General features: G+C 39.8%; 15 protein-coding genes. 2 read left to right on the plus strand and 13 right to left on the minus strand.

All coding sequences use genetic code 11. From position 1 onward, the window contains the following. Positions 1 to 11: 11 nt before the first annotated feature. The 6 genes from ACQFX9_RS18940 to ACQFX9_RS18965 all read right to left on the minus strand — a co-directional run bounded on the left by ACQFX9_RS18940 (position 12) and on the right by ACQFX9_RS18965 (position 4,721). The gene (locus ACQFX9_RS18940) at positions 12 to 386 is read right to left on the minus strand and encodes a hypothetical protein (RefSeq protein ID WP_427157654.1); all 375 of its coding nucleotides are present in this window, start codon (positions 384 to 386) and stop codon (positions 12 to 14) included. 6 nt (positions 387 to 392) lie between these two features. Then, entirely contained in the window at positions 393 to 887 is a 495-nt protein-coding gene (locus ACQFX9_RS18945) for a hypothetical protein (protein WP_427157656.1), read from the minus strand. 99 nt (positions 888 to 986) lie between these two features. After that, positions 987 to 2,126 carry an NAD(P)/FAD-dependent oxidoreductase gene (locus ACQFX9_RS18950; protein WP_427157658.1) on the minus strand — a complete coding sequence of 380 codons (1,140 nt, stop codon included), beginning with the start codon at positions 2,124 to 2,126 and terminating at the stop codon, positions 987 to 989. Further along, entirely contained in the window at positions 2,123 to 4,042 is a 1,920-nt protein-coding gene (locus ACQFX9_RS18955) for a heavy metal translocating P-type ATPase (RefSeq protein WP_427162939.1), read from the minus strand. The genes ACQFX9_RS18950 and ACQFX9_RS18955 overlap by 4 nt, the downstream gene beginning before the upstream one ends. A gap of 71 nt (positions 4,043 to 4,113) precedes the next feature. Next, positions 4,114 to 4,497, minus strand: a complete 384-nt coding sequence (locus ACQFX9_RS18960) for a type II toxin-antitoxin system death-on-curing family toxin (protein ID WP_427157660.1) — start codon at positions 4,495 to 4,497, stop codon at positions 4,114 to 4,116. Further along, on the minus strand, positions 4,494 to 4,721 hold the full coding sequence (locus tag ACQFX9_RS18965) for an AbrB/MazE/SpoVT family DNA-binding domain-containing protein (RefSeq protein ID WP_236143542.1): 228 nt from the start codon (positions 4,719 to 4,721) through the stop codon (positions 4,494 to 4,496). The genes ACQFX9_RS18960 and ACQFX9_RS18965 overlap by 4 nt, the downstream gene beginning before the upstream one ends. 207 nt (positions 4,722 to 4,928) lie before the next feature. Here ACQFX9_RS18965 and ACQFX9_RS18970 point away from each other — a divergent pair, with 207 nt between their 5' ends. Further along, entirely contained in the window at positions 4,929 to 5,507 is a 579-nt protein-coding gene (locus ACQFX9_RS18970; protein ID WP_427157663.1) for a thioredoxin family protein, read from the plus strand. 67 nt (positions 5,508 to 5,574) lie between these two features. Here the strand turns inward: ACQFX9_RS18970 and ACQFX9_RS18975 are convergent, their stop codons facing one another. The 4 genes from ACQFX9_RS18975 to ACQFX9_RS18990 all read right to left on the minus strand — a co-directional run bounded on the left by ACQFX9_RS18975 (position 5,575) and on the right by ACQFX9_RS18990 (position 8,211). After that, positions 5,575 to 6,141, minus strand: a complete 567-nt coding sequence (locus ACQFX9_RS18975) for a cytochrome b (protein WP_427157665.1) — start codon at positions 6,139 to 6,141, stop codon at positions 5,575 to 5,577. Between the two features lie 48 nt (positions 6,142 to 6,189). Next, positions 6,190 to 6,468, minus strand: coding sequence for a DUF6737 family protein (locus tag ACQFX9_RS18980; RefSeq protein WP_427157667.1), 279 nt, complete (start codon positions 6,466 to 6,468; stop codon positions 6,190 to 6,192). Positions 6,469 to 6,582: 114 nt separating this feature from the next. After that, positions 6,583 to 7,059, minus strand: a complete 477-nt coding sequence (locus ACQFX9_RS18985; RefSeq protein WP_427157669.1) for a hypothetical protein — start codon at positions 7,057 to 7,059, stop codon at positions 6,583 to 6,585. A 237-nt stretch (positions 7,060 to 7,296) separates the two neighbouring features. Next, positions 7,297 to 8,211 (minus strand): ion channel, encoded by a 915-nt coding sequence (locus ACQFX9_RS18990; RefSeq protein ID WP_427157671.1) that lies wholly within the window; start codon positions 8,209 to 8,211, stop codon positions 7,297 to 7,299. A gap of 109 nt (positions 8,212 to 8,320) precedes the next feature. Here ACQFX9_RS18990 and ACQFX9_RS18995 point away from each other — a divergent pair, with 109 nt between their 5' ends. Next, positions 8,321 to 9,505 carry an MFS transporter gene (locus ACQFX9_RS18995; RefSeq protein ID WP_427157673.1) on the plus strand — a complete coding sequence of 395 codons (1,185 nt, stop codon included), beginning with the start codon at positions 8,321 to 8,323 and terminating at the stop codon, positions 9,503 to 9,505. Positions 9,506 to 9,569: 64 nt separating this feature from the next. Here the strand turns inward: ACQFX9_RS18995 and ACQFX9_RS19000 are convergent, their stop codons facing one another. The 3 genes from ACQFX9_RS19000 to ACQFX9_RS19010 form a co-directional block, all read right to left on the minus strand. Further along, positions 9,570 to 10,058, minus strand: a complete 489-nt coding sequence (locus ACQFX9_RS19000) for a DUF2382 domain-containing protein (protein WP_427157675.1) — start codon at positions 10,056 to 10,058, stop codon at positions 9,570 to 9,572. Positions 10,059 to 10,148: 90 nt separating this feature from the next. Continuing rightward, positions 10,149 to 11,057: a DUF2382 domain-containing protein gene (locus tag ACQFX9_RS19005; protein WP_427157677.1), complete on the minus strand. Its 909-nt coding sequence runs from the start codon at positions 11,055 to 11,057 to the stop codon at positions 10,149 to 10,151. A 202-nt stretch (positions 11,058 to 11,259) separates the two neighbouring features. After that, positions 11,260 to 12,078, minus strand: a complete 819-nt coding sequence (locus tag ACQFX9_RS19010; RefSeq protein ID WP_427162940.1) for a DUF2382 domain-containing protein — start codon at positions 12,076 to 12,078, stop codon at positions 11,260 to 11,262. Positions 12,079 to 12,100 lie beyond the last annotated feature (22 nt).

Genomic DNA, 12,100 nt, shown 5'->3' on the forward strand with positions numbered 1-12,100 from the left:
ATAGTTACGAATTATGGCGTGGGTGCAGGATTTGGATGTTTTCCTGCATAGTAAACAACGACTTTTAAATGTTGAGAATCAGGAACGTAAAATACTCTGTCCCCTTTCGTTACCTCGTATTCCCATGCTCCTTTGTAGAGTTTGCCCTTTAAAGGAAAAACACGCCCAGGCTGTCTAGCAGTTGGTGCTGTACATAAATCCTCATAACAGCGAAGAGTGTTTTCTGGATGACGCTGCATTAAAGCCTCCCAATCCCGATTTACTCGGCGATTTTTGGCTACCACCAACCAAGTGCTTTCCGTCTCAAATAATTCAGGAGTTGTCAGTTTTACTTCTGGAGGCTCTACATTCTCCAATATAGGTTTTTCTGGAGGGTTATCTGACATACTCTCTCACACAGCACTCCCATAAGATGGTTTAGTTAATGGTACTTCATCCGTTTCAGCACTAAAAGCTGCTGCTAATTTAGGGCTAGAAATCGCAATTGCACTTTCATGCCATTCATGGATAATTGCGTCAATTATCTCCCATGCTGTGGTTGAAGAATCTATTAACCTAAAAGCCTCACTTAGTTCCTGGATAAACTCTTGCAATTCATCGGCATCAAACACATTCAACCATCTATAGGGATGTTCACAGTTAATCTCTTTACCTAATAACAGAGAAAAAGCAACAGTTAATGCTTCAAAAACAGCTTTACTTTGAGTAGCCGCCTTGATAAGAGAAGTTACTTCCTCTCGACGCAGCAATGCAAAAGACTGATCATTACGAGTAATTGTCACTGGGTGTTCCAAAGCTTTGTCTAGAACTCGCCCTGGCTGACGATTTAACTCGGTAGCAGTAATTAGCTCATCTGAGTAAATATTGCCAAAATTTCCTAAAACCATAGGTTATGCTGTTTCAGCCAATACTGAATGGCTGATGCTCATAAGTTAATACGTATAATTGTACGTACTATTGATTAATAGTCAATGGGAATAAAAACTTTAGGTATTGAATTGCAAAATTACCTCATCTTCCTGCCCATGAATAAATTTAGCGAATCGCTGTGCTAAAGGCGGAACGAGAACTAAAGGATTACTAAAACCTGAAAAGATATGAATACTTTCATTCCCTGGAATTGCACCAATTACAGGTAGACTGTTACTGCTAAAAGCTACTAAACAATGATGCCAATTTCCTGGTAAATTACCCAATTGTGGTAAAATTTTAGTAATACTTTCTCTTAACCAATTTTCACTATCTTGTGCGTCTATATCAGCATGAGGATTTGTCAACAGGCGACTAATTTGACCTAAGCGCAAACTCCCATCTAAAAATTGCACTGCGCCTGCATCTAATATCGGTGGTAATAGCTGATTCCCTAATTCATTCCATAATTGATCATCTTTTGTAGAGGTAGATTCTAATTTAAATCTCTGTAGATTTGCTGGCATTACTAAAGTATTTAACTGCAAATCTACAGGCGGAGTTTCGATAATTTCGGCATGGGTGAAATAGATTTTCACCGATATTCCGGCACTTTTTAATAACTGACGGCTAATTCCTCCCGCACACACCACGACATTTGCACAGTAGTAACTTGCAGTAGTTGTTTTAACACCACCAGGGAAGATTTGCACAACTTCAGCGATTTGCATTTCTCCACCACGCCGTAAAAACGCCTGAATATAAGCTTGTGCGGTTTTTTCGGGGTGGATATGTCCGTGTTTAACAGTTAACGCACCGGAAATTGCATCTTGATTGAGTAGTGGTTCTAACTTACGAGCATCTGCGACACTAATTAAACGCGGTGGTGTGGCACAATGAGCATACAATGCAGCCGTGGCTTGGGGGTTGCTGTCGGCTGCAATGGTAAGTAATAAATCTAACTCTCGCAACTCAATATCCGCGTCTAACTCAGAAGACAAAACTTGATAACGTGCGATCGCTTCTTGGCATAATTGACGAGTAAGTGGTGTACTGCCAGACCAATAAGCCAATCCTCCATAGCTGTAGCGGGTAGCATTGTCTGGAATTGCGTCTTGTTCTAATAGCAGTACACTCAAGCCTACTTTGGCTAATTCGTAGGCGAGTGTCGCGCCTGTAATTCCCCCACCAACTACAATCCAATCATAGGTTTTCATTTCAGTAGTCGTAATCCACTCAGCGTTACTAACACTGTAGAACCTTCATGACCAATTACACCGATGGGGAGGTTAACGTTTCCGAGGAAGTTACCTACCAAAAGTAAGCCAATAAAACCTAAAGCAATGACCACATTTTGTTTAACTATACTTTGCGATCGCCTGCCTAATTTAATTGCCGTGGTCATTTTTTCTAGTCTGTCTGCCATTAATACTATATCTGCGGTTTCCAAGGCAACATCACTACCAACTGCACCCATTGCTACCCCTACGGAAGCTTGTGCTAAAGCCGGTGCATCATTAATCCCATCTCCTACCATCGCTACTGTATGATATTTTTTCTGCAAACTGCGAATGACATCTAATTTATCTTCAGGTAAGAGTTCGGCAAATACTTGATCAATGCCTATTTGTTGGGCGACACTACGTGCTGTACGTTCGTTATCACCGGTAATCATCACAATTTGTTCTATACCCATTTGCCGCAACTGGGCAATTGTATTTACCGCTTCTGGTCTAATGGTATCAGCTAGAGCGATCGCACCCATCACCGCATAACCAACTTCCTTAGCTTGTGCTACCCAAACTACAGTATTACCCTGTTCTTCCCAAGATGTAGCTTTTGCTTGTAATTCCTCTGGTAACTGAGTTACATATTGCTGTACAAAAGACACATTCCCCACAATCACAGTTTGGTTACTAACTGTACCAAAAATACCCTGTCCAGGGATAGCTTGCACTTCGGTGGCGCGCACCCAGTCGAAATCACTAGCGGCTTTGACAATTGCTTGTGCAATGGGGTGTTCGGAAGAAGATTCTAAAGCTGCGGCGGCTGTTAAGACGTTTTCCTCGGAGTATTCACCAGTCGTCAAAACTTGGGATACCTGGACTTGTCCTGTAGTTAGAGTACCAGTTTTATCGAAGGCGATCGCTCTCACTTTCCCCATTTTCTCTAACTGCGCGCCATTTTTAAATAAAATCCCTTGTCTTGCACCATTGGCAATCCCTGATAATAAAGTCGGCATAATCGCCGCCATTAACGCACAAGGAGAAGCCACCACTAAAAAAGTCAGTGCGCGGTAAATTGTAGTTTCCCAGTTCCAACCCCACACAAACGGCGGTAAAGTCGCCAATAATAACCCAGCTATGACAATTACCTTGGCATATCCTTTCTCTAAGCGTTCGATAAACTCCTGAGAAGGGGGTGCTTCCGTTTGGGCTTGTTCCACCAAGCGAATCACACGCTGAATTAAACTGCTAGAAGCAGGTTTGTGTAACTTCAGTTGCAATGCACCATAACCGTTAAGTGTTCCTGCAAACACTTCCTCACCCACCGTTTTTTCTACAGGTAAAGATTCCCCAGTAATTGCAGCTTGGTTGATGGTGCTGTAACCAGAAACAATCATCCCGTCGGTAGGAATCAATTCCCCAGGTTTCACAATAATTTCATCACCGACTTGCAACTGGCTAATGGGAACAGTAGTTTCTTCTCCCTGCTGTAACACCGTAGCGGTGTCTGGTGTCAAACTCATCAAACTACGGATACTTTTTTCCGTGCGCCGCATGGCGTAACCTTCTAGCGCGCCACTAATGGCAAAGATGAGAATTAAAATTGCACCATCAATAATTAAATGATATTCCCTGCGCCATAAACCCAACGTAGCCGCACCCAAAGCCGCCACAATCATCAACAAATCCACATCGAGTTCTTTTTCTTTAATTAGCGTCGTCAGTCCCTCACGCGCGCTTTCGTAGCCACCGATGATATAAGCCGCAGGTAACAGCAGCAAAGCAAAGCCTAACCAACCAAAAGACAAAGCTAACCATCCTAAAAATAACAGCAGTCCGCAAAGCATTGCTGCTAAGGTGTCTGGGTGTTCTTGGGTGAATTGGTTAAAACGCTGGGGATAAAGCATGAGAGTAGATTCAGTGACAACTAATCTCACGCTAAACCTTGACATTGATGTTAATGTCAAGAAGATAGCAATTAATCAGCATATTTTGCTAACCACACCTGCAAAGCATTTTCGTCAATATCCCCAGATGCTAAACTCTCCATCACTAATACTATTTCCGGCTCCGGTGCATTGAAACTATAAGCATTCAACCCCAAGAAAACATACATCGCCATAAAAGCTGTACGCTTATTGCCATCCACAAAGGGATGATTTTTACTCAAAGCAAAGCCATAAGCCACCGCCAATTCCAAGAGCGAAACCTCCGGCTGATAGGAAAATTTATGCCGGGGACGAGCTAAACTCGCTTCTAATAACGCCGAATCTCTTACCCCAGATAAACCGCCATACTGAGAAATCAAATCCTCATGGATAGCAAGCAGCATCTGTGCTGTCAACCAAGTTGGTTCATTCACTTGGCAAGTTCTTTTAACGCATTACGAAACTTCTGGCTACCTTCCCGATAAATAGCCATCGCTTTCTCAAACTCAGGATCATAAGGACTAAGTTGGAGTCCATGTTCTGTTTCTGTGACAAATATGGTATCTCCTTCAGAAAGGTTGAGCTTTTCTAACAACTCCTTAGAAAATGTCACCCCTAGTGAATTACCAATTTTGCGTAACTTTAAGGTCTGAATCACTAAACTTACTCCAATGTAATTACGAGCGTAACTACAAGTTTATCCTGAAATTCCCAGCTTTCGAGCATTGAGTGGGTTCGTTGACGATGGTGATAATCAGTTTTTCGATGGGTAAATGTACTTTGAATTAAGACACATTCAGGCTTCAACTCAAAGCACCGCTGTATACTAAAAGAGAGATTAGTTAATAAGTTTTAATAAATTGTTATGACTACAAATTCACCTGTCAAGCCAGAAACTACTGTGGCGACAAGATTGAGAAACTTTTTGATTGTAATAGTAGCGATCGCCCTCAGCGTTGCTTTATTCTTGGGACTAAGGAGTGAAACTAGTTCTGCATCTTTAGCCAACTTAGCAGCCGCATCCACATCCCTAGAAGTAGCAGCTAGTAACGATAAGCCGTCAATTATTGAATTTTACGCTGACTGGTGTACAGTCTGTCAAAAAATGGCACCTGATATTGCTGAACTAGAGCAACAGTATGCAGACAAGGTAAATTTTGTCATGCTGAACGTAGATAATAACAAATGGTTGCCAGAAATGCTGAAATACCGAGTTGATGGTATTCCCCACTTTGTATTTTTAAACAAAACTGGGGAAAATGTCGCCCAGACAATCGGAGATCAACCCCGTACTGTCATGGCTAGTAACTTAGAAGCTTTGGTGACAGATGAGGCTTTACCCTACGCTCAAACTAGCGGTAAGGTATCCCCATTTTCAACACAAGCCAAGCCTAATACCAGCCAAGACGATCCTCGTAGCCACGGTAGTCAGGTAGTTAATTAGAATTTAAATAAATTAGCCAAGGGAGAAATCAAAAATCCGCTTCTCCCTAGTTAAAAATCACGCAATTCTACTTCTTTTGCAAAAAGCCTTGTAACCGTCGCCAATTAGCTTTTACTACCTTCCACTGCTGTAGTGTGTGTAAGATAATCAAAGCCAAAAATGTATACGCTATCCAAAAATGAATGTTTCTCCCCAAATCTACTAAACCAGAATTTTGTGGAAACAAGTCTGGTAAAGTCAAACCAAACAATTTTACATTATTACTCTTATAAGAATTAGAGAAAAAGAACCCACTAACCGGAACTGCAAACATAAAGATGTAGAGAAACGTATGTAATGCAAATTTCCGAGTCCAATCAGGAGTAAACTTTGGTAAATTCTTGGTGTATTTTCGCCACCATACCCGCAATAAAACTAAGATACGCCAAGTCAGTAAACCTACAACTAAAGCTCCAATTGATTTATGAAAATCATACAATTCTGATCTAAATGGAGTACCACGGGATAAACGCGCCATACCTGAACCAGTGATAAACAAGACTAAATAACAGGCGGCCATAACCCAGTGTACAGACATGAGTTGTTTAAACGCAGAGTTAAGTCTAGCTTTCTTAATGACAGGTGTTGAGGTCATAAAAACACACTTTTGCTATAGTTTTGCGTTGCAGTTTTATGCGGCTATCTACGGTTGTGTTTTCTCTTGTTGATATGCTTCCAAAACGCCACTACGAATCATTAGTTGTGGCCAGACCAAAATAAAAAATCCCATCCAAATCATTATAGGAATCGCAACGATCGCTGTTAACCAGATAATCTTAAATAACAACCAACTACCAGTAATGATGGTAGTACCAGTGAGTAAAATTGACCAAGGTTGACACCACCAAGGCTTATATTGCCAAGGACTAATATCAATTTCGGATTTTGGATTTTGGATTTTGGATTCAACGTCTTGCTCCATAGGATATTCTTTATTTCCTGCTGTACATACTACAAAACATCTTCCATCAAGCCCTTATCTAAAATACCCAAAAAGCTTATTTACCAATCATTCTTTTGCCTTTTGCCTTTTTTACTAGTTCCTCTTTCTGATTTGCTCTCCCCATTCATCCAAAGAAACATATCTATTCTCTACCACATCTAAAGCTTCAATCACACCAGTTTCATGAAAGACACGAAACCAGTAAATTGTAAAGTTGTAGTTGTTTGGGTCGTCTTCAAACACCCGCACTGTGTAGTATGGATTATTAGGGTTAGGAACACTTTCTACAATTGCAGAAACCTTAATTGTTCTTTTGGATAATCGTTCAATTTCTTTGGCCTTTCGCTGTACTAATGGTAGTTTCCAGACCAAATTTAGGGCTGTTTTTTCATCAATATTTTTAGTATTTTGAGCAATATTGATGACTGAAACTGGTTCTAAAGCAGCTACTAGTTGTGTTTTTACTAGCTGTTTATCTGACTGATTTTTGGCAACTTGAGTCATTGCCATTTTTCCTGCTATTCCTACAAATAAAACGGTCATGAGAGGATACAAAATGATTCTTTTCATGCACTTGAACTTCAGAACACTGACTAGACTGATAACCATAGGTGAAGACATGATGATTTGGAATAATCTTTACAAGTCTTCATTAAGGAATCTTACAATAAAATCAGCAAGAGTATAGGAAAACAGTCTCAAAAATTACTCACCAGGAATCAGAAATTAATGGACAAGAAGTATCAAACCCTTATATTTCAAGACTTGACAATGTTTCTGGGTGAAAATTTTTTGTTGTGGCTCATGTTAATCTAAAGGCAAAACATCATGAAAGTGTTTGTAATCGATATAACGGTGTCCATCTTTTGGGTGATGGAAAATATCTACAAAACGACTGTTCCATATGATGTCATTGGCTGCATAGATATGTCTAGCATGAACAACTTGAGAGACTGTTTCATCAATACCACTCAAGGAAATCACAATACTAGTATTAGTTTGTAATAGCTGTTCTGCTGTCATCCCATAAAAGGGACTGAATTCATCAATGGGGTGCATTAATAGCCAACTTAATGAAAAACTGGGTGTTTGATTTCTCACTAGTTTTAAATCATGAAATCGCCGAATCGAAGTGCCTTCTGCTGTTACTTCATCCCGCATTAAATACACCCGCATATGTGCTTCTAAAATGAAATTACGCCTCTGATTAGCAGTACGAAACATGAAAGTTGGGACACCTTCATGGGGTGTAATTACTGCCACACGACTAAAGATTACGCGCGCTGTAGGACGGGAAAAACGCGCAAATGCTAGTCCCGTCATCACAGCAATTCCTATCAAACCAATCATTGCTTCTATGGTGACAATAATATTGGCATAGGTTGTTTTAGGATACATTGCACCGTAGCCAATGGAAGCTAGGGTTTGCACACTGAAGAAAAATTTGTCTAAAAAAGAACCTGGTTGCGCGTTAGCAATGCAGTCTCCGCCTGCTAAGTAGAGTAAAGCAAAAAATGTATTAATTGCTACGTAAAAACTGCAAATTAGGATAATGAATCCACTCCAAGGAATCGTCAATAGGAGATGATAAGGATCGCGCCAATAGGAATACCAAGCACCCATACCCAGGATTTCAAATTGTCCATTGTTGAATTTGATGTGAATTCGTGGTGATGGGCGTTGTTTTTTGGGTTTAGTAGGCTTTTTGATGGGAGATTTCATTGGCAATATTCACAAAAAATACAAGTGGTGATTTAACTAGAACTTAAAAGCTAGTATGTCCAGTTCTAGTACACTTGAAACGTACTAAATAGATAGTATGGTCTTGCTTATGAATAGAGTTTTTTGGATTATTGCTTTGGTGGCATTTATTAATTCCTTGAGTTTTACGATTTTAATCCCTATTATCTATCTTTATGGCAAGCAATTTGGCTTAAGTGATTTCCACACTAGTTTACTCTTTTCGATTTATGCGATCGCACAATTTTTAGCCACACCTGTCATTGGTAAACTCTCAGACCGCTTTGGCCGTAAGCCTTTATTGATTATTAGTTTAGCGGGGACTGTGATTGCCAATTTCTTTGCTGGTACAGCTACAGCCGCTATCACTCTATTTTTGGCACGTTTTCTAGATGGTATTACTGGCGGTAATAATGCTGTAGCTCAAGCGATGATTTCTGATGTTACAGGAACTGAACGCCGCGCCCAAGGTTTTGGTATCTATGGGGCAGCAATGGGTTTAGGATTTGTCTTAGGGCCAGCCACAAGTTTAATCGCACAGCAGATATCTTTAGGCGCAGCGTTTTTAGTTTCCGGTGCTGTAGCGTTGATAGCTCTCATCATTACGATATTTTTCTTACCAGAGACTGTCAAAAGTCAAGAGCATCAGGTGCAGAATATCTTCGATTTAGGTTTAGATACATTAATTAAAGGTTTGATGATTCCTGGAGTGGGAATTTTATTAATCATCAATTTTTGTATTGGGACAACTTTTACAATCTTTACTTATGCTTTCCAGCCCTACTTTTTAAAAGTATTAGAGCAAAATAAAGAGTCATTAACGCTCATGTTTCTGACATTTGGAGTCTTGGGTGTGATCATGCAAACTTGGGGGGTGAGAATTCTCACTAAATATTTAAATGAATCCAAGATATTACTTTTAGCAATATTTGTTAGAAGTTCCTCATTTATTTTGATGCCTGTTGTGCCGATAGTTAGTTATTTTGTCGTCGTGAGTGTAATATTTTCCCTATTTAATTCCCTAGTGCAACCGATGGTCAATACCCTGATTTCACTAAATGCCAAACCAGACGAACAAGGTATGGCTTTAGGCCTAAATTCATCATATTTAAGTATGTCTAATGGAATCGGCCCCGTCATTGCAGGTCTGATAGTGAATCAAGCCAACCCCATTAGTTATAGTTATCCTTTATATCTAGCTGGAGTTCTAACTTTCATAGTGCTGTTATTTGCTATTGTGAATCGTCAAAAGTATATTCCTAAAAGCAATTTCTAGTTTTTTACATCAAAAACCCCACTTTTTCACGAAAGCGGGGTTATAAGATGGTGAAAGATGAAGATTATTTTTCAGCTTTTGGTGAATCTTGAGAACAACGGTCAAACCACTCTTGGTATTTTTGCTGTTGTGCTTCAGTTTCGACAGCAATGGATATACAAATTTGCTGACAACCGTGGTTGTGTTCTAGAGCGATCGCATTTAATAATAAGCTAGCAATTTTAGGCGAAACAAAGCAACCATTGACACTTAAACCACTGATTTGAACTGTCAATTCTGTCCTGTCGCGCTCCTGTAACTCAACGCCACTAATATCTCCCCCCTTTAAATCAATTTCGGCTAACTGTTGATGATTGGGGGTAATTTGTTCGACAATTAGTTTTTCTCGTCGAACAGGAACTTGTATCATCTGCGTTTCAATCACTTTCCGTACAATTACTTCCCCAATTTTTTGCCTATTGTGATTAATAGTTAATCTTTCTTCCAATAAGCGAATCAGTTTTTCTTCATCATGAGTATGATTCGGTGTTTCAGATGTTAAATATTCAGTCATATAACTAAATTTCTTTATTAATTTTCTGTAATACTTTACAAGTACAGGTAAAGCATCAGCGATACCTGCACTTATATGAACTATGAACGATTAACGCTCTTCAATGGGAAGATTCGGAGCATTCACATCTAATTCTTCACGGCGAATGGTTTCCTCAGCTTGAACCGTATCTTGCTCCACGACTTTCTTCACTCTGACTTCTTCTCGCAACACAGCTTCCTTGCGAATATCAGGAGTTTCTTCATGAATTTCAACGCGAGCTACTTCACCTTCACGGAAGTCTGCTTCCCCAGGAGAAACGACTTTACCCGCATCTTGTGGTGTCACACGTTCAATTACTACTCGTTCTCTTTCCACTGGAACAGCAACCCTGGCAGTTTCCGTTTCAACGCGCTTACCAACAGCAACTTCTCCAGTTTTTTGCCGACGTTTATTGGCAATCAACCGTTCTTCATATAATCTCAAAGTTTGATGATGCGGTTCGTCTAGTTGATACAAACTAGGTTCTTGTTCGTATTTATAGGTATCGCGGTTAAAAGCTGGTGTAGATGTTGTGGTTCTGGTGTCAGTAGTGCGTGATGTTTCTACGGGGGTTGATGTGTCTAGAGGCGTTGTAGTGTCTAGAGGTTGGGTACCATATGTGGGTTGACGATACACACCGCGCACCCGTTCCTCATAATCTTGATCTAGACTTAAACGTTCGTTGAACTCTGGTAAGTTTTCAGCCTGCTCTCTGGTCATACCGACGGCGTAAACGCGGTCTGTACCGTGGTCAATGCGAGTGCGTCCCACTGGTAACAATACCTTTTTCCCAAAAATCCAAAAACCTAAATCAACAATTAAATAACGAAAATGCCCATCATCATCTACCAAAACATCATTAACAGTACCGATTTTTTCGTTATTACTTTCTGTGTATACACCCAAACCCTTAATATCATCACCTTGTATTGTGTCGCGGTAATCGGGATCAAAATCTTCTAATTTATACAGTACCATGTGTGTTTACCTCAGATGCTTAATAAAGTATTTCTTAATTACTAAGTTACAAATTTAGGGTATTTATTGTATCTTTCGTTTGAAATAATTATTGGATTATAAAAACATCAAAGGTTATATTTATGTGTTTTACAGCCAGAACTTTAGATTGAGACTGATGTCTAAAGCTCTGACTACAGACAAGAAATTATTTATACGGAATTTATGACGATTGCAAGCTAGTTTCACCTGTTGTGTCAATATCTAATTCTTCCCGCCGAATGGTATCTTGAGCTTCTACTGTTTCTTGCTCGATGACTTTTTTAACCCTGACTTCCTCTCTCACAAAAGCTTGCTTACGAATTTCTGGTGTTTCTTCATAAACTTCTATACGTGCTACTTCTCCAGATTGGAATTTAACCTCTTTCGGGTCTACTATGGTGTCTGCGACTGTTGGTGTTACTCTTTCAATCACAACACGTTCTTTTTGAACAGGTACTCTAACTCTTGTAGTTTCTGTTTCAATGTGCTTACCAACAGCTACTTCTCCAGTTTTCACGCGTTGTTTATTCGCAATCAAGCGTTCTTCGTAGAGCCTAAATATTTGATGATATTGACCATTTAAATTGTATAAATCTGCTTCTTTTTGATAGCTGGAACTTGCATTACCTGGAATTGTGCCACTAGTTGGTGGTCGAAAAATATGGCGCACTTTCTCTTCATAATCTTCATCTACGACTAAATTCTCATGGTATTCTGGCAGATGTTCTACTTGTTCCTTACTGAGTCCATCTACATAGACGCGTTTTGCCGGATAATTAATGTGGGAAAGTCCAATAGGTAATAATATTTTTTTCTGAATTGTATCTAAATTAGTAGAGATGACCAGATAACGAAAACGTCCATCTTGGTCAACCAAAGCATCAGCAATTGAGCCAACTAGCACCCCACCTTCTGTATATAGTTCCAATGATTTAACATCAGCACCACCAAAGGTTTCTCGATAGTTGGGGTCAAATTCTTCCAGTTTATAGAGAGGCATAAGCGATCGCACTCCTAGTTGT

Source organism: Aliinostoc sp. HNIBRCY26, assembly GCF_050235535.1.
Taxonomy (GTDB): domain Bacteria; phylum Cyanobacteriota; class Cyanobacteriia; order Cyanobacteriales; family Nostocaceae; genus Trichormus.

Coding starts and splice junctions, on each gene's coding strand:
- ACQFX9_RS18985 (WP_427157669.1), bottom strand. CDS start 7,059: ATGAAAAGAATCATTTTGTATCCTCTCATGACCGTTTTATTTGTAGGA.
- ACQFX9_RS18975 (WP_427157665.1), bottom strand. CDS start 6,141: ATGACCTCAACACCTGTCATTAAGAAAGCTAGACTTAACTCTGCGTTT.
- ACQFX9_RS18970 (WP_427157663.1), top strand. CDS start 4,929: ATGACTACAAATTCACCTGTCAAGCCAGAAACTACTGTGGCGACAAGA.
- ACQFX9_RS18945 (WP_427157656.1), bottom strand. CDS start 887: ATGGTTTTAGGAAATTTTGGCAATATTTACTCAGATGAGCTAATTACT.
- ACQFX9_RS19010 (WP_427162940.1), bottom strand. CDS start 12,078: ATGCCTCTCTATAAACTGGAAGAATTTGACCCCAACTATCGAGAAACC.
- ACQFX9_RS18980 (WP_427157667.1), bottom strand. CDS start 6,468: ATGGAGCAAGACGTTGAATCCAAAATCCAAAATCCAAAATCCGAAATT.
- ACQFX9_RS18995 (WP_427157673.1), top strand. CDS start 8,321: ATGAATAGAGTTTTTTGGATTATTGCTTTGGTGGCATTTATTAATTCC.
- ACQFX9_RS18940 (WP_427157654.1), bottom strand. CDS start 386: ATGTCAGATAACCCTCCAGAAAAACCTATATTGGAGAATGTAGAGCCT.
- ACQFX9_RS18955 (WP_427162939.1), bottom strand. CDS start 4,042: ATGCTTTATCCCCAGCGTTTTAACCAATTCACCCAAGAACACCCAGAC.
- ACQFX9_RS18950 (WP_427157658.1), bottom strand. CDS start 2,126: ATGAAAACCTATGATTGGATTGTAGTTGGTGGGGGAATTACAGGCGCG.
- ACQFX9_RS18990 (WP_427157671.1), bottom strand. CDS start 8,211: ATGAAATCTCCCATCAAAAAGCCTACTAAACCCAAAAAACAACGCCCA.
- ACQFX9_RS19005 (WP_427157677.1), bottom strand. CDS start 11,057: ATGGTACTGTATAAATTAGAAGATTTTGATCCCGATTACCGCGACACA.
- ACQFX9_RS19000 (WP_427157675.1), bottom strand. CDS start 10,058: ATGACTGAATATTTAACATCTGAAACACCGAATCATACTCATGATGAA.